The organism is Streptomyces sp. NPDC051940, assembly GCF_040680895.1.
Taxonomy (GTDB): domain Bacteria; phylum Actinomycetota; class Actinomycetes; order Streptomycetales; family Streptomycetaceae; genus Streptomyces.
The window spans coordinates 34,191-53,938 of record NZ_JBFAXR010000017.1 but is presented as its reverse complement, the minus strand read 5'-3'; the positions used below and the strand labels follow the sequence as shown (position 1 = coordinate 53,938).

General features: G+C 74.4%; 17 protein-coding genes and 1 pseudogene. 11 read left to right on the top strand and 7 right to left on the bottom strand.

Annotated features, from left to right (window positions below; translation table 11 throughout):
- Window positions 1–79 precede the first annotated feature (79 nt).
- Complete coding sequence (locus tag AB0M28_RS10130) at window positions 80–1,117, top strand: endonuclease/exonuclease/phosphatase family protein (protein WP_365400731.1); 1,038 nt, start codon at window positions 80–82, stop codon at window positions 1,115–1,117.
- Between the two features lie 104 nt (window positions 1,118–1,221).
- Here AB0M28_RS10130 and AB0M28_RS10125 read toward each other — a convergent pair.
- From AB0M28_RS10125 to AB0M28_RS10115, 3 genes and pseudogenes are all read right to left on the bottom strand, one after another.
- Window positions 1,222–1,836, bottom strand: a pseudogene (locus AB0M28_RS10125) (sigma-70 family RNA polymerase sigma factor); the annotation flags it as partial.
- Window positions 1,837–2,035: 199 nt separating this feature from the next.
- Window positions 2,036–3,565, bottom strand: coding sequence for a DUF6185 family protein (locus AB0M28_RS10120; protein WP_365400728.1), 1,530 nt, complete (start codon window positions 3,563–3,565; stop codon window positions 2,036–2,038).
- Window positions 3,566–3,570: 5 nt separating this feature from the next.
- Window positions 3,571–4,542, bottom strand: coding sequence for a DUF6185 family protein (locus AB0M28_RS10115; RefSeq protein ID WP_365400725.1), 972 nt, complete (start codon window positions 4,540–4,542; stop codon window positions 3,571–3,573).
- A 263-nt stretch (window positions 4,543–4,805) separates the two neighbouring features.
- Here AB0M28_RS10115 and AB0M28_RS10110 point away from each other — a divergent pair, with 263 nt between their 5' ends.
- Window positions 4,806–5,336 carry a VanZ family protein gene (locus AB0M28_RS10110; RefSeq protein WP_365400722.1) on the top strand — a complete coding sequence of 177 codons (531 nt, stop codon included), beginning with the start codon at window positions 4,806–4,808 and terminating at the stop codon, window positions 5,334–5,336.
- A gap of 59 nt (window positions 5,337–5,395) precedes the next feature.
- On the opposite strand, the gene AB0M28_RS10105 is transcribed toward AB0M28_RS10110, so the two are convergent.
- Window positions 5,396–7,111, bottom strand: a complete 1,716-nt coding sequence (locus AB0M28_RS10105) for an ABC transporter ATP-binding protein (RefSeq protein ID WP_365400719.1) — start codon at window positions 7,109–7,111, stop codon at window positions 5,396–5,398.
- A complete protein-coding gene (locus AB0M28_RS10100; RefSeq protein ID WP_365400784.1) occupies window positions 7,108–8,775 on the bottom strand; it encodes an ABC transporter ATP-binding protein in 1,668 nt (555 codons plus the stop codon). The genes AB0M28_RS10105 and AB0M28_RS10100 overlap by 4 nt, the downstream gene beginning before the upstream one ends.
- A gap of 179 nt (window positions 8,776–8,954) precedes the next feature.
- On the opposite strand from AB0M28_RS10100, the gene AB0M28_RS10095 reads away from it, so the two are divergent.
- From AB0M28_RS10095 to AB0M28_RS10055, 9 genes are all read left to right on the top strand, one after another.
- Complete coding sequence (locus AB0M28_RS10095) at window positions 8,955–9,824, top strand: helix-turn-helix domain-containing protein (protein WP_365400716.1); 870 nt, start codon at window positions 8,955–8,957, stop codon at window positions 9,822–9,824.
- Between the two features lie 107 nt (window positions 9,825–9,931).
- Window positions 9,932–10,636 carry a hypothetical protein gene (locus AB0M28_RS10090; protein WP_365400713.1) on the top strand — a complete coding sequence of 235 codons (705 nt, stop codon included), beginning with the start codon at window positions 9,932–9,934 and terminating at the stop codon, window positions 10,634–10,636.
- 7 nt (window positions 10,637–10,643) lie between these two features.
- Window positions 10,644–11,228 carry a MauE/DoxX family redox-associated membrane protein gene (locus AB0M28_RS10085; RefSeq protein WP_365400710.1) on the top strand — a complete coding sequence of 195 codons (585 nt, stop codon included), beginning with the start codon at window positions 10,644–10,646 and terminating at the stop codon, window positions 11,226–11,228.
- A complete protein-coding gene (locus AB0M28_RS10080; RefSeq protein WP_365400707.1) occupies window positions 11,204–11,728 on the top strand; it encodes a hypothetical protein in 525 nt (174 codons plus the stop codon). Before AB0M28_RS10085 ends, AB0M28_RS10080 begins: the two co-directional genes overlap by 25 nt.
- Complete coding sequence (locus tag AB0M28_RS10075) at window positions 11,725–12,645, top strand: peptidoglycan-binding protein (protein WP_365400705.1); 921 nt, start codon at window positions 11,725–11,727, stop codon at window positions 12,643–12,645. The genes AB0M28_RS10080 and AB0M28_RS10075 overlap by 4 nt, the downstream gene beginning before the upstream one ends.
- Window positions 12,646–12,804, top strand: a complete 159-nt coding sequence (locus AB0M28_RS10070; RefSeq protein ID WP_365400702.1) for a hypothetical protein — start codon at window positions 12,646–12,648, stop codon at window positions 12,802–12,804.
- A 180-nt stretch (window positions 12,805–12,984) separates the two neighbouring features.
- Window positions 12,985–13,389 carry a hypothetical protein gene (locus tag AB0M28_RS10065; RefSeq protein ID WP_365400699.1) on the top strand — a complete coding sequence of 135 codons (405 nt, stop codon included), beginning with the start codon at window positions 12,985–12,987 and terminating at the stop codon, window positions 13,387–13,389.
- A gap of 164 nt (window positions 13,390–13,553) precedes the next feature.
- Entirely contained in the window at window positions 13,554–14,705 is a 1,152-nt protein-coding gene (locus AB0M28_RS10060; RefSeq protein ID WP_365400696.1) for an alpha/beta hydrolase, read from the top strand.
- Between the two features lie 97 nt (window positions 14,706–14,802).
- A complete protein-coding gene (locus AB0M28_RS10055) occupies window positions 14,803–16,974 on the top strand; it encodes a SpoIIE family protein phosphatase (RefSeq protein WP_365400693.1) in 2,172 nt (723 codons plus the stop codon).
- A gap of 11 nt (window positions 16,975–16,985) precedes the next feature.
- On the opposite strand, the gene AB0M28_RS10050 is transcribed toward AB0M28_RS10055, so the two are convergent.
- Both AB0M28_RS10050 and AB0M28_RS10045 read right to left on the bottom strand, forming a co-directional pair.
- Entirely contained in the window at window positions 16,986–17,666 is a 681-nt protein-coding gene (locus AB0M28_RS10050) for a response regulator transcription factor (protein WP_365400690.1), read from the bottom strand.
- A complete protein-coding gene (locus tag AB0M28_RS10045; RefSeq protein ID WP_365400687.1) occupies window positions 17,654–19,624 on the bottom strand; it encodes a histidine kinase in 1,971 nt (656 codons plus the stop codon). The genes AB0M28_RS10050 and AB0M28_RS10045 overlap by 13 nt, the downstream gene beginning before the upstream one ends.
- Window positions 19,625–19,748 lie beyond the last annotated feature (124 nt).

Here is a 19,748-nt window from a genome sequence, read left to right as displayed (position 1 = left end):
CAAAGGGGTGGGGACCATGCAGGCCGGCCGACGCAGACCCGGGGCGCGCGCACTCGGCGCGCTCCTGTCACTGTTCGCCTTGCTCACCGGGCTAGCGGGCGCCGCGCCCGGCCACGCCGCCGACCCGCCGGCGCACGCGTCGCGCCTGGTGGGCACGGCCTCGTACAACCTCTATCTCGGGGCCAACCTCCAGCCCCTCTTCGGCGCCACGAGCCAGCTGGAGCTGATCCAGCGCGCCGGCCAGGTCTACAAGGACATGGAGGCGACCGACTTCACCGAGCGCGCCGGCGCCGTCGCCGACCTGCTGGCGGAGCGCGCGCCCGAGGTCGTCGGGCTGCAGGAGGTCGCCCTGTGGGAGAAGGGTCCGCTGAACGGCGACGTCGCGGTCACCTACGACTTCCTGCAGTTGCTGCTCGACGAGCTGGCCGCGCGCGGCACGCCGTACCGGGCTGTCGCCGTGAACGCCAACTTCACCGGTCAGCTGCCGATCTCCGCGACCGAGCAGGCGCGCTTCACCGACCGTGACGTGATCATCGTCCGCGAGGGGCTGCAGGTCTCGCGGCTGCGGACGGCGAACCCGCAGTCCCACACCTTCTCCGTGAAGCTGGAGATCCCCAGCGCGATCCCCGGTCTCACCTTCACCGTGCCGCGCGGCTGGTCCGCGGTCGACGTCACGGTGCGCGGCAAGACGTTCCGCTTCGCCAACACGCATCTGGAGGCGTTCGGCCCGGCGGCCGTCCGCAACGCGCAGGCCCAGGAGCTGGCGGCGGCGCTCGGCACCTCGCCGCACCCGGTGGTGCTGGCCGGCGACCTCAACTCCCGTCCCACGGACACCGCGGGCGCCTACGGGACCATGGCCGCGGCGGGCCTGGCGGACGCCTGGCTCGGATCCGGCGGCGACCCGGACGGCGGCTGGACCTCGGGCCAGACGGACTCCCTGCTGGACCCGAGCCGCATCACGCACCGCATCGACTACGTCCTCGCGGATCCGGACGGCATCGGCTTCGTCTCCGCCGAGGTGATCGGCGAGGAGGAGTCGGACCGCTCGTCCCCGACGGGCTTCTGGCCCTCGGACCACGCGGGCGTGGTGGCGGTCCTGCGGCTGGCGAAGCCGTAGGACGGCACGCGCCGTGACCTGGGCCGGGTGGCGCGTCCGCGCCGCCCGGCCCGGGTCACGGACGCCGCCCGTCAGGCATCACCCGTCACCGTCACCGGTCACCCGGCGGCCAGGAACTCCCGCAGTCCGTCCACCTCCCCGTCCCGCAGTGCGTCGAGGAACCGCCCGGCCAGCTCCCTGCGCTCCGCCCCGTCGGCCTGGAACCGGGGCCGGCCCGCGTCCATATGGCGACGCGCCCGCACCGCGAGTTGACGGCAGGCCGCCTCCGAGCGGCCCAGCGCCGCGGCGATCTCCGGGAAGCCGAAGGCGAACACCTCGCGCAGCACGAACACCGCCCGCTCGAGCTCGGACAGCCGCTCCAGCAGCACCAGCGCCGCGGCCGACACCGAATCCGCGAGCTGCACCGCCTGCTCCGGATCATGCGGGGAGCCGGACGCAGGCGGCACCGCCTCGGGCAGCGGCGACCCGAGGCACTCCTCCCGCCGCCGCCGGTCCGCGCGCAGCATGTCGATCGAGACCCGGGTGACCACGACCGACAGGTACGACTTGGACGACCGCGGCTCGGTCGGCGCAGCCTGCCACCGCAGCCAGGACTCCTGCACGGCGTCCTCCGCCTCACCGCCGCAGCCGAGTATGCCGTGGGCGATCGAGAGCAGCAGCGGCCGCAACGACTCGAACTCCTCCGTCCTCCGGCTCCGGCCGGCGCCTCTTCGAGGCATGACGGAGGTATCGGCGGCGTTCAAGGGCATGGCACTGTCCCGTCTGGTGAAGACTGTGGAGAGCGCCGGCCGGGCTCCTCCATGATCTGCCGGACGCGCTCGCGGGAGCAATGACAGTCGGGGAAAGACCCGTTCAGCCAGGCTTAACGGCCGCCGTCGAGCCCCGACCGACCCCCCGTCACGGGCCGAGGGCTCCGTGCTACTTCTCCGCAGAAGGTGCGGGCGCGACGGCGGGCGACTCCGTCCCCGTGCGCAGCTGAAGCCACAGGCCCACGATGGCCGCGGTCTGGGCCACGACGAACGCCAGCCCGGTCTGAGCGGCACCCAGCCGGTAGACGGAAACCAGTGGGCTCCAGAACGTGGCCCAGGAGGGCCGCTGACGGCGCAACGCCCGTCCGTCCATGAGGATGCCGGTCACCGTCAGCCCGATGATCAGCAGCCCGGTGACGCCCCAGCGGTAGGGCGGCTCCGGCTGGTCGAACACATGGCAGAGAAATCGGTCGACCACCATGGCCGAGGTGAACGCGGCGGCGACGGACAACACCTTGACCGGCCCCCGCTTGCCCGGCAGTTCCCGCCAGAAGAAGCCGAGCAGGAACCCACTGGCCGCCCAGGGCAGTGCACAGAACAGGAGGTTGTACACCAGCCACATGGGCCCGAACCACCCTTGGAGCTGGTCGACCCACCACGATCCCCCGTAGTTGCCGTAGACCAGATAGGCGATCACAGGCAGCCCCAGGGTGGTGGTCAGCACGGCCGACTGGATCCCGTTCTGCCAAGGGGTGGGCCCCGGACCGACGTTCAGGGAGACGTCGACCGGCGTGACGCCGGCGGGCATGAGCCAGTCCTGGGTGCTCACCGTTTGACCGGGCTGAGCGGACTGACCGGCCACCAGTGACAGCGCGGTCGGGTTGCGCGGAGGCCAACGCGACAGGTCGCGCAGCTCGGCCTCGAGGTTCTCGCGCTTGACCGAATAGGCTGCCGCGTTCATCTCGGCCGTCACCCGGTGCTCGGCGTCCAGTTTGCGGCCTTCCTGCTCCAGCGCGTGATAGCGCAGCGCGACCGCGTGCAGATCGCCTCTGACGGACTCGGTGCTTCCCGCGATAAGTTCGGCAAGCGTGGGCCCCGCAGCGGTCGCCGCGGACGCGGTGACCAGGACCTGCTGGTCGAGCAGTACGCGGCGCCGGTTGAGCCGCATGACGCCGAGCAGAACGATCGCGGTCAGCAGGGGGATCAGAGGCGAAGGGATGCCCACGAACGTGTCCGGCCAGTCCTGCAGCGCGATACCTCCCAGCAGCACCACGAGTACTCGGACAGAGTCGCTGACGCGGGCGCTCGCCGGCAGGTCGCGCAGTACGGGGACGGCGGCCACCAGGATCACCAGCCACCACATGTAGCGGATGCTGTCGTAGAAGTACGACGGGAAGTCCAGGGCATGGGGGAGCAGGGACGTCACGACATCGTCCATGAGCCAGTTCCGCTGCCGCTCGCTGTCGACCGTGTCCTGGAAGTGCATCGTGGCGGTCAGCGCGGCGGCGGCAACGCCCAGGACGATCGGGACGACCAGATGCCGGCGCAGCACGGGCCGGTCCCGCACCGTCCTCCACACGCGCAGACTCAGCGCGAACACTCCGGTGAAGGTCAGTCCGGCAAGAACGGTACCCGCGGCCAGGGCCCCGTTCACGGAAGGGCCCTCGAAGCGGAGGAGCAGTGGCGCCGCGGGAACCACAGGGATCAGGCCCGCCAGCAGTCGGCGACGTCGAACGGCATAACCGGTCGCCCCCAGCCAGGCGATGCCGCAACTGACCGCTGCCCAGCCGGCGGCGACCCACGTCTGATACGAGAACGGACCGGCGCGAGGAGGTCGCTCCGTACTTCCTGCAGCGCCCAGATCATCCCGAAGTCGAGCAGATTGCACACTGCGATGACCGCCTGGATGCCCACGGCGGCGGAGAGGACCCCGACGTGGGGTGGCCCATAGCCACGTCTGCGCTCCCGGATCCGGCTCACGGCGTAGGCGACGGGGACGAGGAGCAGACAGGCGGTGTGGGCCGCCAGGACGTACACGTTCTGGGGATACTCTCCCCACAGGGCCATCGCCCGGATACGCCATGGTGCGGACAGGCTGAGGTCCAGGGTCCCACCGTCGTCGGATCGCAGCGAGGACCAGATGTATTCGGCGTCGGTGGACAGGTCGTCGGGCGCGGGATCCGCCGTGAGGAGATCGTTTCCGTCTCGTACGAGCATCACCTTCCACGTCGCCGACGTCAGTGCCGGCGGCGGTTCGAGGGACAGCTCGTAGCCGTGGGCGTCCAGCCCGATCCGCCAGGGCCCGACGTCGTGGGACGACTCGTCGACGATCGTCAGGCGGACGGTGTCCGTGACCGTGATGGAACCGCCCTCGGCGACGACGACCGGCAGGTTGTCACGCTCTTCCGCGTAGCGGGGTTCCGTCCCCTCACCATCGGCCACGAGACAGCGCATGGCCTCGCGGTAGGCGGCGGAGCGCGGCGAGAAGAAGAGCCCTTCGGCGAACAGCCAGGATTTCGGGATCCTCATCACGGTCTCCGTGACGACCGTCCCGTTGTGACTCCCCCGCTCGAACAGTTCGACACGAGACGACACGGGGCTCGCGTTCAGCGAGACGGCGTCGCACGGATCGGTGTCGTCGGCGGACGCGGCCGGGGTGCCGAGGAGTGCGACCATCGCCGTGGCGGCCAGAACGAGAAACCTGCACAGCCCACGCGCCCCCGCCCGAACCATCCGCCCCCCAACATCGCTTATCGGTGCGGGAATCGTACTCCCGTACCGGCAGCGGTCGTTGAGCAGGGCGAGGCGGGCTCGGCACTCGATACGGGATCCATACGCCGCCGATACGTGGTCGCTGGTAGAACCGCTGGGGATACGTGGACTGAGACGGGAGCGGCATGCTCGACGGGTGGCATGGGTGGGTCGGGACGATCACCGGAGTGGTGGTCATCACCGTGGCCGCGCTGCCGGTGGCCGCGGCGACGGTGTGGGTGCTGGCGCGGCGCCGGGTCGGCGGTGGTGCCCCGGCGTGGCGCACCTCCGTGGCCGAGGTCGGCATCGTCTACGGGACCGTGCCCTGGGTTTGGATGATCATGCTGCGGGGCGACGAGGACGGCGCCGTCGTCAGTCTGGTGCCGCTGCGGGACCTGGTCACCGTCCTCACGGACACCCCGGTGGCCGCGACGGTCCAGGTCGTCGGCAACCTGCTGGTGTTCGCCGCGTTCGGCTTCCTCGCCCCGCTGCGCTTCGCGGCACTGGCGTCGGTGTCGCGCATCCTGGCGCTCGCGGCCGGGGGCTCGGTCCTCGTCGAGGTCGCGCAGTATGTCCTGCGGTTGGACCGCGTGTCGTCCGTGGACGACGTCCTGCTCAACGCGGCCGGCGCCGGGCTCGCCGCCATGGTCTCGCGCCGCTGGTGGCGCGCCCCGGCCGAGGCACCGGCGGACCGGTCCACGGCCACGGCGGCCGGTTGACACCGTAACCGTCCGCCGTGGCCCGGACCCGCCCCGACGGCGGGTACCCGCACGCCCCCTTACGCCGGTTCCGCCGCCGTGAGGCCGAGGGCCCAGTACGCGGCGTAACGGCCGCCCCGGCGCAGCAGCTCCTCGTGGCCGCCCTGTTCCACGATGCGGCCGCCGTCGAGGAAGGCGACCTGGTCCGCGCCGCGTACCGTGCGCATCCGGTGCGCGACCATCACCACCGTCCGGCCCGCCATCAGCCGCTCGATGCCCGCGTGCACGGCGGCCTCGCTGACCGGGTCGAGGGCCGACGTCACCTCGTCCAGCAGCACGATCGGCGCGTCCTTGAGCAACGCCCGCGCGATCGAGACGCGCTGTCTCTCCCCGCCGGAGAGCAGGGCGCCGCCCTCGCCGACGTGTGCCGCCCAGCCGCCGGGCAGCCGCTCGACCACCTCGTCGAGCCGGGCCGCGGCGGCGGCCGCGCGCAGCTCGGCGGCGGTGGCGTCCGGGCGGCCGAGGCGTACGTTGTCCTCAATGGTGCCGGCGAAGAGATAGACGTCCTGGAAGACGATGGCGGTCTGCCTCATCAGCTCCTCCGCCGCCATGTCCCGGACGTCGACACCGCCCACCCGCACCGCGCCCGCGTCCACGTCGTAGAAGCGGGCGAGCAGCCGCAGCAGCGTGGTCTTGCCCGCGCCCGACGGTCCGACGACGGCGAGGCGCTGCCCCGCAGGGACGGACAGCGACAACCCGTCGGCCACGGTGCGCTCTCCGTACCGGAAGGTGACGGCGTCGAACTCCACTCCGTGGCCCGCCGGCCGGCGCGGCTCGCGAGGCTCCGGCAGCGGCTCGGTGTGCAGAACCTCGTCGAGGCGGGCGAGTTCCGCGCGGGCGGCGCGCAGGCTGCCGCCCAGCTCGGCGAGCGAGAGCAGCGGGTCGGCGCAGCGCGCGGCGAGTACGAGGACGGCCAGCACCTCGGCGGCCCCGACGTCCCCGCCGACCGCGAGATACGCGCCGAGGGCGAGCAGCGCCGTGAAGCCCGCCTGCACGGTGACCGCGAGACCGAGCACGCCGGGCAGCGCCGACAGGGTGGAGCGGCGGGACGCGCGCTGCAGACCGGCCAGGGAGTCGTCCAGGAGGCCGAAGCGCTCGGCGGTGCGGCCACCGGCCCGCAGCACCGGCTGGGCCTGCACGTATTCGATGACGCGGCCGGTGGCCTCGCGCTCACGGGCGACGCGCTCGGTGTCGGTGGCAGTGGTGGCGCGGGCCGTGCGGCGCTGGACGAGTGCGACGACCGGGACGGCGGCCAGGGCGGCCAGGCCCAGCTGCCAGTTGCAGACGAGCATCACGGCGACGATCGTCAGCGGGGTCGCGACGGCGGAGACGTACGGCGCCAGCAGGTGCGCGATGACGCTCATCGCCTGCAGCACGCCCTGGCTCGCCAGCACCGACACCTCGCCGACGCGGTCCGGCCGGTACCAGCCGATGGGCAGCCGGGCGAGATGGTCGCCGAGCCGGTAGTACATGCCGTGCAGCATCGTGGTCCCGGCGCGGAAGCCGGACCGGTCGCTGACGTAGCGCAGGGCGGCGTAGCCGGCGACGGCGGCGCCGAAGCCGAGCAGCCAGGGCCAGGCGTCGTCCGGCGTGTCGCCGAGCAGCGCGCGCAGCACCGGGACCAGCAGGGCGTACGACAGCCCCTCGGCGACGGCGGTCGCGGTCATCAGGGCGACGGTGCGGCGCACCCGCCCTGCGTACTCGTGGCCGAGCACGCGCAGCAGCATGCTGATCATCGGGTTCCGTCTCCTTCGGTGGCGCCGGTGTGCAGCCGCCAGAAGGCGGCGAATTCCCCGTCGGCTGCGAGCAGTTCGGCGGGCGTGCCGCGCTCGGCGATCTCCCCGTCGCGCAGCATCACGACGGTGTCGGCGTCGGCGATGGTCTCCATGCGGTGGGCGATGACCAGGGTGGTCCGCTCGCCCCGGGTGTCCATCAGGGCCTCGCGTACCGCCGCCTCCGTCTGCGGGTCGGCGAAGGCGGTCGCCTCGTCGAGGACCAGGACGGGGGCGTCGGCGAGCAGGGCGCGGGCGATCGAGATCCGCTGCGCCTCGCCGCCGGAGAGCCGGGCGTCCTCGCCGATCACGGCGTCGTAGCCGCGCGGCAGTTCGAGGATCCGGTCGTGGATGTTCGCCAGCTTCGCGGCGCGTACGACGGCGTCGGGATCGGCGTGCGGCACGGCGAGGGCGATGTTGTCGGCGATGGACGCGCGCAGCAGCCGTACGTCCTGGAAGACGAAGGACACCCGCCGGTACAGCTCGCCGCTCCCGACCTCGCGCAGGTCGACGCCGCCGAGCAGCACCGATCCGTGGTCGGGGTCGAAGAACCGGGGCAGCAGCTGCACCAGCGTCGACTTGCCGCTCCCGGACGGCCCGACGACCGCGGTGACCGTCCCCGGCTCCAGCACCAGGTCGACGCCGCGCAGCACCTCGCGGCCGGCCTCGTAACCGAAGCGGACGTCGCGCAGCTCCACCCGGTGCCCCTGCGGCGCGACGGGCCGCGCGGGCTCGGGCAGCGCCGGCTCGGCGAGCACGTCCCGGATCCGGCCGACGGCGCGGCGCGCGGCCTGCAGATCGTCGAAGCCGTGCCCGAGCGCGGCGACCGGCGCGGTCAGCCCGAGCCCGAGCAGCAGGAACGGCAGCAGGTCGGCCGGTGCGAGCCCGCCGCCGGTGATCCGGTACGCCCCGCCGGTCAGGACCGCCAGCAGCACGAACGGCGGTGACAGCGCCACCTGCATGCCGGCGGCGACCCCGGACAGGCCGCGCACCATCGCGTAGAAGGAGCGGGTGAAGTCGTCGACCGCGCTGCGGAACTCGCGGTGCGCCCGGTCGGCGCCGCCGAAGGCCTTCACCACCGCGATGCCCTGCACGAACTCCACGACCGAGGCCGAGATCCGCCCCATCGCCGCGTCGAACTCCTTCTGTTCCCGCAGCCTCGTCGGAGTCATCATCAGCGGCACCAGCGCGACGGCGAGCAGCACCGGGACCAGGGTGATCAGCGTCAGTCGCCAGTCCACGGTGAAGAGATAGACCAGCGAGACCACGGGCACCACGAACGCGGACACCATCTCGCCCGGCGTGTGCGCGATGAACGGGTGGACGGCGCTGACGTCCTCCCCGACGAGCTTCGCCAGCTCCCCGCTGCGCCGCCGCGCCAGCCAGCCGATCGGCACCCGTCCGAGGCCCGCGGCCAGCCGCCGCCGCAGCGCCAGCTGCACGCGGGTGTCGAGCAGATGCCCGACCCCCGACGACGCGGCCGTGAACAGCAGCCGTACCAGCAGGCCGGCCGCGCCCACGGCGACGACGGTGCGGACGTGCCCGTGGTCGGCGGGGCCGGGCGCCAGCAGCGTACGGCCCAGCTCGACGACGGCGAGCAGCGGCGCGAGCCCGGCGAGGGCGCCCACGACCTGCAGGACGACGACGGCGGCGAAGCTCCCCGCGTACGGGCGCAAGAGGCCTGCGGCACGCGGGGGTTCGGCGGTCTCGGTGACAGTCATGGGCGACAGCCTTACCGCCGTGGCGGCCCGGCGGATTGGAGAAATGTTCCTGTCGGCGCTCCCACCTGCGCACGTACCATGGCGGCATGCCGACTGCCGAGCTCGAACCCGTCTGGGACCTCGCCCGCCCGGCCGGGCCCAGCCGCGTGCCCGGCGTGGTCGTGTCCGGCTTCCGCGACCGCGGCCCGGCTCCGGTGGACCACCGCCTCGACCCGCACCCGGTGCTGACGCTGGCGCTGGCCTGCGGCGCGGGCGGACCCGTCATCCACGACGGCACCGGACGGCGGCAGTCGGGAAACCTGGTCACCGGTCTCGGCTTCGGCTCCGGCGGCGCGGCGCGCATCCGGGCCGCGCGCGTGGAGTGGATGCAGGTGCGGCTGTCCCCCGCCATCGCGCGCACGGTGCTCGGCGTGGAACCGGCGGACCTGGAGGGCACCGTGGTGTCCCTCGACGACCTGTGGGGCCGGCGGCGCTCGGCCCTCGTCTCCGAGCAGCTGGGCGAGACCGCGTCCTGGGAGCGGCGCTTCGCGCTGGTGGAGGAGCTGCTGGCGCGCATGTCCGCCGACGCCCCGGCCATCGACCCGGAGCTGGCGTGGGCATGGGACCGGATCGTCGCCGACCGGGGCCGGGTACGGATCGACGGGCTGGCCGCCGAGCTGGGCTGGAGCCGCAAACGACTGTGGGCGCGCTTCCACGCCCAGATCGGGCTGCCGCCCAAGCGCGCGGTGCGGCTGGTGCGCTTCGACCGGGCCGCCACCTGCCTGGCGGTGGGCCAGGAGGCGGCCCGGGTGGCCGCCGAGTGCGGCTACACCGACCAATCCCATCTCCACCGCGACGTGGTGGCGTTCACGGGCGTGACTCCGGGCTGCCTCGCCGGCGAGACTCTGGTGCAGGCCGACGATCTGCCGTGGGCGGACCAGGTGCCGCGGGTCGGTGGAGACGTCACCCAACGGTGACTGCACGGCGGTTGCGCCACGGTTGACTGTTCATTGACAGGCGTAAAGCGCATCCCTACTGTCCCTCGCGTCAGCGGTCCGCAGGACTCAGTGCCCCGGAGGACGCCATGGCAGCAGCGGTCGTCGTCAGTCACCGTGCGCTCGACGGTGCGGCGTATCGGCTGGAGAGCGATCTCGACCTGCGCGAACCCTTCACCTCCGCCGTCGAGGTGCTCGTCGGCGGGCGGCTCGTCGAGTTCACCGCCGGGCCCGTGTCGCTCGGCGAGAGCGTCGCCGCGTCGCTCGGGGTCACGGCGTACGACAGCGAGCTGACCTTCCAGGGCGGGACGCTCCTCACCGCCGTCACCGAGGAGCGCGAGCCCCGGTCCGGGCTGCTCGAGCGGCCGTTGCTCGTCGTCTGGCGCGGGCGGCGGTACGCCATGGTGACGCGGCTGTACGGACTGGACACCGCCAGCGTGCTCGCCCTGCTGCGCACCCTGCGCATCACCGAGACGGGCGCCGGACTCGTCCTCGTCCCCGACGCGGCCGCCGGCAGCGGGTTCGCCGGCGCGGCCACGGTGACGAAGGAGGTGCCGGGGCTGGGCCTGGTCGAGTTCACCCGGCGCGGCAAGGGGCACGGTGACCAACTGCCGCCGTGGAAGGGGGTGGCGGTCGGCTCCGGGGAGCTGTTCCGGGACACCCTCTCCGACGGCAGCCCCTTCTTCGTCCTGAACGCCCCCGAGGTCTGGGCCACGGTCGTCCCCCTGTCGGACACCGCCGTGGAGCGGGTGCCCGAGCTCGTCGGGCGGCTCGCGCTGCGGCTCGGGGACTGAGGGGCCGATGAGCGGTTTCCCCGGCGCGCTCGCCGCCGCCGTCGTCGCGCTCAGCCTGCTCGCGGGCGCCCTGTCGCACCTCTCCCGGCCGTCGGCGCTCCCCGAGGCGCTGCGCGCGCACGGCGTCCTGCCGCCTCGCGCCGCCGGCACCGCGGCCCTCGCGGTGCCGGCGGCGGAGGGCGTGCTCGGGGTGGCGTGCGTCGTGGCGTGGCTGGGCGGCGGCCGCCTCTGGCCGGCGACCGTACTCGCCCTGGGATCCGGCCTGTTCCTGGTGTACGCCGGTTACGCCCGGCATGTCACCGCCACCGGCCGCCACGGCCCCTGCGGCTGCTCGCGCACCGCGCTGCCGATGAGCCGCTGGGTGACGCGCCGCGCCGTGGCCCTCGCCGTACTCGCCGCCGCGGCCGCCGCCCAGGCGGCCGGCGCGGGTCCGCCGGACCCGCGGGACCTCGGCGGGGAGGCCCTCGCGACGCTGCTGCTGGCGGCCCCCGCCTGCGCACTCCTGCTGTGGACCCTCCCCGCCGCCATGTACGAACCGTCCCCGCCCTCCGAAGGAGCCGCCCGGTCATGGACTTCACCACCAGCGCCCTGATCGCCTCCTGGGCCGCCATCCTGCTCCTGGCCCTGGTGGTGTCCGGACTGGTCCGCCAGGTCCACCAGCTCTCCCGGACGCAGCCCCAGCGCCCCGGGCGCGTCGGGCTCACTCCCGGCGCGGACGCGCCCGGACTGGCCGGCGTACTGGAGCCGGGCCGCCCCGGCGTGCTGCTCTTCCTCGACGCGGACTGCCGTACCTGCGCGTACGTGCTCGGCGAGGCCGGCGCGTGGTCGGCCCGCCACGGCTCGGACGCGGCCCAGGTACGGGCCCTGTACGCGGGTGCGGCACCGTCGGGCGGCGACGGTGCCGTATCCGTGCTCCCGGTCCTGCCGCACCGCGCCGACCTGTTCGAGGCGTACGACGCGATCGCGACCCCCTTCGCGGTGGCGACGGACGCCGAGGGCCGGGTCGTGCGCTCCGAGCCGCTGGGCTCGGCCACCGCCCTGCTGCACCTGCTGGACGACCTCCACCCCGGACAGCTGAGGAGCACCCCATGACCGCGCTCGACGACGTCCCCCTGCTGCGCCGCCCCGGCTCGAACGCCCGCCGGCGCTCCGTACCGCGCACGGGCTCCGCGCTCGGCGCCGCCCTCCCCCGCCGTACGGTCTTCCAGGCCGCCACCGCCGCCGGCTTCGCGGCGCTGGGCGTGTTCTCCGCGGCCCGGGAGGCGTACGCGGACGGCTACGACATCTGGACCGGCGCCTGCCCCTCGTACGCGGTGGACCACAACTGCTCGCCGGGCTGCGGCCCGAGCACCGTCTACACGGACGCGTGCGTGACGTCGGGCACGAACACCGGCTTCCACAAGAACGACGGCGTCACCTGGACGCTGCGTCCCAACCAGTGCTACTCGGGGACGTACGACGGCTGGCTGTGGCGCTACTCCGGCGCCTGCGGCACGTGCGGCTGCGGTATCGAGCGCCGCTGCCACGACGGGTACCGCAACACCGGCTCCGGCTGGGTGAAGTCGATCTGCCGCTGGACGACGGACTGCGACTGCGCCGGCACGGTCTCCTGGCCGACCATCGCCCGGGGCGCGACCGGACCCGACGTGTACACGGTGCAGCACCTGGTGACGTACCACGGCTTCACGACCACGGCGGACGGCATCTTCGGCGCGAACACCGAGGCGCGGGTGTCGGAGTTCCAGACCTCCCGCGGCCTCAGCCCGACCGGCAGCGTGGGACCGGCGACCTGGCCGGTGCTGGTGGTGACGGTGCGGCGCGGGGATGTCAACGCGGCGGTGCGCGGCGCCCAGTGGCAGCTGAACAAGCACGGCTACGGACTCACCGTCGACGGCAACTTCGGCACGCTGACGGAGACCGCGGTCAAGGGCTTCCAGTCCGCGAACGGCCTCACCGCCGACGGCGTCGTCGGCTCGACGACGTGGCGCTACCTCACCGGGACGGCGTGAGTGGCGCGCACCACCACCGCCCGCCCCCGGCTCACCGACCCGGCGCTGCCCGTACTGCTGCTGGGCACGGCGGCCGTCGTCGCGGCGCTGTACGCCCCGCTGCTCACCTGGGCGGTGACGGGCGGCCTCGCGGGCTACTCGCTGTCCGGCTCCGTTTGAACGCGTAACAGCGCCTTCGCGCTGGCCTCGCCAGGTTGGCGGGCTCTGCATCAACGGGCACGGATCCTGGGTGTCTTCACCCTGGGCCTGCTGCTGGGGGCGACCCTCTCGGCGACGGTCCTGTGGCTGCTGTCCGGTCTCTTCGCGCCGCTCCCGGCGGGGGTGCGGTACGGGCTGATCGTGGCCGGCGCGCTCACGGCGGCGCTGCGCGACTCGGGCCGGCTGAGCCTGCCGCTGCCGCAGAACGCCCGGCAGATCCCGCAGGACGTACTGCGGCGCCATCTGGTGCGAGGCACCCTGCAGTTCGGCTTCGAGCTGGGCACGGGCGTGCGCACGTACGTCTCGGCGAGCGCCCCGTACGCCCTGGTCCTGGCGGTCCTGCTGGCGGGCGGCCCGCCCGCCCCGGCGCTGGCCGCGGGGCTCGGCTTCGGCGCCGGACGGGCACTGACGCCGCTGATGCGGCTGCTGTCCGGAGCGGGCGGCGCCTGGGACACCCGGCTGGTGGACCGGCTGCCGCTGCTGACGGTGGGGAGCGCGCTGCTTGCGGCGGCGGGCTTCGCGGTGCTGGGGATCACCGGGGGCTGACGGCGGGCTACGCCGCCCGGGTGACGCCTGTACGCCCACGGGATGACCACCCTCCGTACGGTGCAGGCGAGTTCGCCACGGCGGCGGACGCGGCGCGGTGCGGGCCGTTCCTAGCATCGGGAGCTCCCGAGCGATCGGGCTCCCGAGCGAGAGGAACGGAACCCATGGCTGAACTCCCGCGCAGGCGGCTGCTGCAGACCGCCGCCGTCGCCGGCGGAGCGCTGTTACTGGGCGCGCCCGCCACGGCCGCCGCGGACGACCCCGCGGACGTCGACCTCCACCTGCCCGCGCCCACCGGCCCCCATCCCGTCGGCGCCACCGTGCTGCACCTGACGGACACTTCGCGCCCCGACCCCTGGTCGCCGGAGTCGGACACACGCGAGCTGATGGTCACCGTCTGGTACCCGACGCGCGAGCGGCGCGGGACGCGCACCCGGTACATGACGGCGGAGGAGTCGCGGCTGTATCTGGAGGGCAAGCGCGCACCCGACCTGCCGCCCGCCGTGCTGAGCACGGTACGCACCCACGCGCTGGTGGACGCGCCGCCGGCCGGGCGCCCCGGCAGCCGCCCGCTCGTGATCCTCTCCCCCGGCTACACCCAGCCGCGCGTCACCCTCACCGCACTCGCCGAGGACCTCGCCAGCCACGGATACGTGGCGGCGGCGATCGACCACACCGGCGAGACCTACGCCGTGACCTTCCCCGACGGCCGGGTCGCGGGCTGCTCGGCGTGCGCCCTGGACGGCAGCCGGGAGTTCATGACCCGGGTGCACCGCAGCCGCGCGGCGGACGTGTCGTTCGTCATCACCAGGCTGACGGCGCCCTCCGGCTGGCGCGGCGCCCGCCTGGTCGACGCGTCCCGGATCGGTATGTCGGGCCACTCGGCGGGCGGCGCGAGCGCGATCCCCGCGATGCTCGACGACCCCCGGGTGCGTGCCGGCGTCGACATGGACGGCAGCACGTCGGACCTGATCCCGGCGGGCGGGCTGGACCGGCCGTTCCTGTTCCTCGGCACCCGGGCCCACCACTCGCCGGGCGGCCCGGACGAGTCGTGGGACCGGGACTGGGGACGGCTGACGGGCTGGCGGCGCTGGGTGACCGTGGACGGCACGGAGCACACGTCGTTCAACGACATCGCGGTCCTCGCCGACCAGCTGGGCCTCGACTACGGGGCGACGACGCGGGGCATCCGGGCGGTGGAGGTGACGCGCCGCTACAACCGGGCGCTGTTCGACCTGCAGCTGCGCCGGCGTCCGCAGCCCCTGCTGGAGCGGGCGTCGGCACGGTATCCGGAGGTGGAGATCGCCCGGCGGTGAGGGTCCCCCGGGTCACCCGTCTGCCGCAGTCCACCGGCGCCCGGCGACCGCCCGGCGGCTACGGTCACCGTATGACCAGTCGCGCACCCGGTCCGCGGTGACCCAGCGGATCGGCGCCCCGGACGGCGGGACGACCCGTCCGGGGCGGCGTGCGGCCGAGGCGTTCGAGGCGGTGGTCGCCGACAGCGCCGCCCAGGCCGCCCGGGCGGCCGAGGGGCACGCGGCGGGGGTCTTCGTGCACGCCCCGGACGGGCGCTCCCTGGTCCTGGTCGCCACGGCCGGTCTGCCGGCCCAGCTGCTGCACACCTGGTGGCGCATCCCGGTCTCCGCCGCCCTGCCCGTCGCGGAGTGCTACCGCACGGCGCGGAACATCCAGGTCACGGACACCCGCGACCGGCTCCGCCGCTATCCGCAGCTCGCCACCGAACTGCCCTACGCCTTCGGTTCGGTCTACGAGCCCGTCCTGGTCGCCGGCCGGCCGGTGGCCGTGCTGGCGGTGATGCGGCCCGAGTTCCCCGGCGGGATGGGCCAGGTGGCGCACTCCCGGCTGACGGCCGTGGCGGCGGCGCTGGGCGCGGCCCTCGCGGACGCCGACCTCGCCGCGCGGGTGCGCGAGCACGCCCTCGCGCCGGTCAGCGCGCCGATCCCGCCGGACGCCTCCCAGCCGGACGTGGAGGCCGCCGACCGGCTGCCGGAGGGGGTGCTCGCCCTCGACCAGGACGGCCGGCTGACCTACGCGAACCCCGCGGCGGCGGCGCTGCTCGGCGCGGGCGGCGCGGAGCTGGCGGGCCGCCGCCCCTGGGAGGCGCTGGGCTGGCTGTCCGACACGGCGTACGAGGAGCGCTACCGGGCGGCCCTGATGTCGCAGCGCACGGCGACCCTGGTCGCCCGCCACGCCCGCGGTCAGTGGCTGCGCTTCGTCCTGTACCCGGACCGGGCCGGGCTGACCGTCCGGATCACGCCGGTCGGCCCGCCGCGCAACGGGGCCGTCATGCCGGCGCCCCCTACCGAGTCCCGGGTGCGGCCCGGCGCGCTGTCGCTGGTGGTGCGGATGGCCTCCTCGCTGACCGAGGCGGCGAGCGTGCGGGAGGTGTGCGAGGCGCTGTCGGACGGCCTGCTGCCCTCGGTCGGCGGCCAGGAGATCGCCGTCTACACGGTGCGCCGCAACCGCATGTACCTCACCTGGCAGTCGGGCTACCCCGAGGACTTCCTCGAGCAGTTCGAGGGCGTCAGCATCACCGCGGACCTGCCGGGCGTGCAGACGATGGTCCAGGCGGAGCCGCGCTTCTACGAGTCGAGGGAGCAGCTCTCCGCGGACTACCCGCACATCGCCGTGGACCGGATGAGCGCGTGGGCGTTCCTCCCGCTGATCGCGTCGGGCCACCCCCTGGGCTCGTGCATCCTCGGCTTCGCCACCCCGCGCGTCTTCTCCGGGGACGACCGCTCGGCGCTGGAGGCCGTCAGCGGACTCGTCGCGCAGGCGCTGGACCGCGCCCGGCTGTACGACGCGGAGTCCGCCCTGGCGCGCGGACTGCAGGACGCGCTGCTGCCGCGCCGGCTGCCCACGGTGCCCGGCCTCGCGTGCGCCGCGCGCTATCTGCCGGGCACGCGGGGCATGGACATCGGCGGCGACTGGTACGACGTGATCGAGACGCCCGTCGGGGTGGCCCTGGTGATCGGCGACGTCGAGGGGCACAGCGTGGCGGCGGCCGCGGTGATGGGCCAGCTGCGCAGCGCGGTGTCCACGCTGGCCTCGAGCGTGCACTCGCCGCACGACGTGATGCGGCACACCAACCGCCTGCTGCACGAGCTGGACCCCGAGATCTGCGCCAGCTGCTGCTACCTCCTCCTCGACCCCGCCACGGGCCGCACCCGCGCGGTGCGCGCGGGCCATCTGCCGCCGCTGATGCGCCATCCCGGAGGCGGCGTCGAACGGCTCGAGCTGGCCGGCGGCCCGCTGCTGGGCGTCGCTGCCGACTCCGACTACCCGGTCACCGAGTTCACGATGCCGCCGGGCGCGGCGCTGCTGCTGTACACGGACGGCCTGGTGGAACGCCCCGGCCAGGACATCGACCGCGGCATCACGTGGCTGCGCTCGATGCTGGCGACGGCGCCGCCCGACATCACCCTGCAGAACCTGGCGGACCGCATCCTCCACGACGCGGACCTCGCGTCGGAACGCCCGGACGACGTGGCGGTCCTCCTCGCGGCCCGGTCGACGGCGCTGGGGGCGGGGGCGCTGCCGGGGAGCGGGTCGCTCGCGGGGTGAGGCCCTCCCCGTCAGACCCAGCCGTGCACCGAGCGCAGATGGGCGAGCACGGCCAGGACCCGCCGGTGCCCGTCCTCCCCCTCCGGAAGCGACAGCTTCATGAGCACGCGGCGCACATGCGCCTCGACCGTCCGCTCGCTGATGACCAGGCGCTGCGCGATCCCCGTGTTCGTGAGCCCCTCCGCCATCAGCTCCAGTACGCGCCGCTCGCGCTCCGACAGCCGCCCGACGGGGCCGTCGGTCACCGGCGTGACCAGGCGGGCGATCACCTTGGGGTCCAGCGCGGACCCGCCCCGCGCGACCCGTTCGGCCGCCGCGAGGAACTCCCGTACCTCCAGCACCCGGTCCTTCAGCAGATAGCCGAACCCGGCCTGGGCCACCAGCCCGGCCATATGGGCCGTCTCGATGTGCTGCGACAGCACCAGCACTCCCGTTCCCGGGAAGCGCTCCTTGATCTCCCGCGCCGCCTCCGTGCCCTCGAAGGTGTACGTCGGCGGCATCCGCACGTCGAGGACGACGAGATCGGGGCGGTCCGCCCCGAGCAGCGCGCCGAGCGCCGTCGCGTCGCCCAGCGTGGCGACGACCTCGTGGCCGCCGTCGGCGAAGAGCCGTGCGAGCCCCTCGCGCAACAGCACCTGGTCCTCGACGATCACGACCCGCAGGGCGGCCGGCACCGGCTCTACAGCACGCATGGGAACTCCGCTCGCAGCCTCGTGCCGCCCCCGGCGGCGCTGTCGATGCGCAGGCTGCCGCCGTGCGCGGCGACCCGGTCGAGGAGCCCGGTCAGGCCCGTGCCACCGCGCGGGGCGGCCCCGCCGACGCCGTCGTCGGCAACGCTGACGACGAGCTTGCCGTCCTCCCGGGCGGCGCGCAGCGCGATGCGCCGTGCCCCGGAGTGCTTCACGGCGTTGGTGAGTCCCTCGCAGGCCACGAAGTACGCCGCCGTCTCGAGCTGCGCCGGGAACCGCTCGCCGGTGGTGAGGAGTTCGACGGGCACCGGTGAGCGCGCCGCGAGCTCGCTGAGCGCGGCGCGCAGGCCCGCGTCCAGCAGGGCGGGCCGCAACCCCTGCGCCAGTTCGCGCAACTCGCCGATGGCCAGGGCGATCTCGGCGATCGCCCCGTCCAGGGTCCCGGCCGCCTCCGGGGCCCCCGGGCCGAGTTCGTGCTGGGCGTGGCGCAGTGCCAGCCCGATGGAGACGAGCCGCTGCTGCGCGCCGTCGTGCAGATCCCGTTCGATGCGCCGCCGCTCGTCGTCGGCGACGGCCACGATCCGGGCCCGGGACGCCTCGACCTCGCGCAGCCGGCGGCGCAGTTCGACGCGCAGCGCGGTCATCTCGATCGCCAGACCGGCCGCGTCGGCCAGTTCGGGCACCAGAGCCCGCCGTTCCTCCCCGGACGGCCCGTACACCACCTCACCCAGCACGACCCCCGCCCGCCGCAGCGCGTACCTCTCGCACCCCGCGTCCTCGCCGGCGGCGACAGCGTGCCCGGACTCGTCGACCTGCGGCTCGCCCGGCTGCGGGACGAAGCGCAGGCCGAGCCCGGGGTCGCCGACGGCGGTCCGCAGCACCCCGGCGATCTCCTCCGGCTCGCGCCGCCCGCCCCGCAACTCGTCGAGGAACACCGCGACGTGGCGCAGCGCCGCGTACCGTCCGGGCCGGAACCGGCGGTCGACCCGGCGCTGCAGCCGCCGCCGCAGCGGCTGGAAGACGGCCGCGGCGGCGAGGGTCGCACCCGCGGTCGCCCACGCGGAGCCCCGGCCCGCCAGGGCCCCGAACACCAGCGTGGCAACGCCGAACACGGCCGCGAGGGCGGCGGTCAGCGCCCCGTACGCCACGGCGCGGCTGATGACGAGGTCGAGGTCGTACAGCCGGTAGCGCAGCAGGGCGACGGCCATCGAGACCGACCAGGCGGTCAGCGCCACGGCCGGCAGGGGGCGTACGGCTGGGGCGGAGCTCCACAGCGCCGCGCAGGCCGGCAGGAGCAGCATCACCGCGCCCCCCGACACGACGAACCACTTCAGCTGCTGGCGCTCCACACCCGTCGCCCGCAGGAAGCGGCGCACGGCCGCCGCGGCGGCGACGGCCATCGCCGCGCCCAGGACGCTGATCCCGACCGCGAACATCGCGGCGGCGGGCAGCCCTTCGACCGCGAGCGGGTTATGCCCGCCGGGCATCACACGGGCGGTGCCCGGGTCGAGGGTGAAGCCGACCTCGGCGACCGCGGTGGCCGCGACGGTGACACCGACCAGGGCGCGCCGGCCGCGGCCGGTGAGCCGGTCGCCCGGGAAGACCAGCAGCAGGAGCACGATCACCGGCCCCTGCGGGAGGAAGCCCGCCGCCTGGATCCAGTCCGCGGCGGCACCGCCGGGCCACCCCTCGGCGGCGGCGCGCAGCCCCCACCCCTGGGCGAGCTCCGCGGCCAGGGCGTTCTCGACGCCGGCGGCGCACAGCAGCACGCCGACGAGGTGCCGGGGACGCCGGGTGAGGACCAGGGCCCCGGCGCCGGCCAGACCGACGGAGAAGAAGGGGTACAGCAGCGTGTCGTACCAGGGCTCCAGCCCCCAGGACAGGGCGACGGAGCCGGCCTCCGCGAGCACGGTGATCAGGAGGACGGCCGCGGGCAGGGGTCGCAGCGCCGGCAGCCTCACAGTTGAGGATTGTCCGGCCGCCACGGGCGCCGTGGCAAAGGTGCGAGCACCGCAACCGCGTTACGTGCTGCCACCTAGCGGAGTTGAGTGACGGTGCCGACGCCGGACCCGGCCCCGCGGCCGT

What these genes read in the sequence shown, in the direction of transcription:
- AB0M28_RS10115 (WP_365400725.1), bottom strand. Translation starts at nt 4,542, where the DNA reads ATGGTCGCACTCCTCGGCACCCCGGCCGCGTCCGCCGACGACACCGAT.
- AB0M28_RS10105 (WP_365400719.1), bottom strand. Translation starts at nt 7,111, where the DNA reads ATGATCAGCATGCTGCTGCGCGTGCTCGGCCACGAGTACGCAGGGCGG.
- AB0M28_RS10095 (WP_365400716.1), top strand. Translation starts at nt 8,955, where the DNA reads ATGCCGACTGCCGAGCTCGAACCCGTCTGGGACCTCGCCCGCCCGGCC.
- AB0M28_RS10090 (WP_365400713.1), top strand. Translation starts at nt 9,932, where the DNA reads ATGGCAGCAGCGGTCGTCGTCAGTCACCGTGCGCTCGACGGTGCGGCG.
- AB0M28_RS10085 (WP_365400710.1), top strand. Translation starts at nt 10,644, where the DNA reads ATGAGCGGTTTCCCCGGCGCGCTCGCCGCCGCCGTCGTCGCGCTCAGC.
- AB0M28_RS10080 (WP_365400707.1), top strand. Translation starts at nt 11,204, where the DNA reads ATGGACTTCACCACCAGCGCCCTGATCGCCTCCTGGGCCGCCATCCTG.
- AB0M28_RS10075 (WP_365400705.1), top strand. Translation starts at nt 11,725, where the DNA reads ATGACCGCGCTCGACGACGTCCCCCTGCTGCGCCGCCCCGGCTCGAAC.
- AB0M28_RS10060 (WP_365400696.1), top strand. Translation starts at nt 13,554, where the DNA reads ATGGCTGAACTCCCGCGCAGGCGGCTGCTGCAGACCGCCGCCGTCGCC.
- AB0M28_RS10050 (WP_365400690.1), bottom strand. Translation starts at nt 17,666, where the DNA reads ATGCGTGCTGTAGAGCCGGTGCCGGCCGCCCTGCGGGTCGTGATCGTC.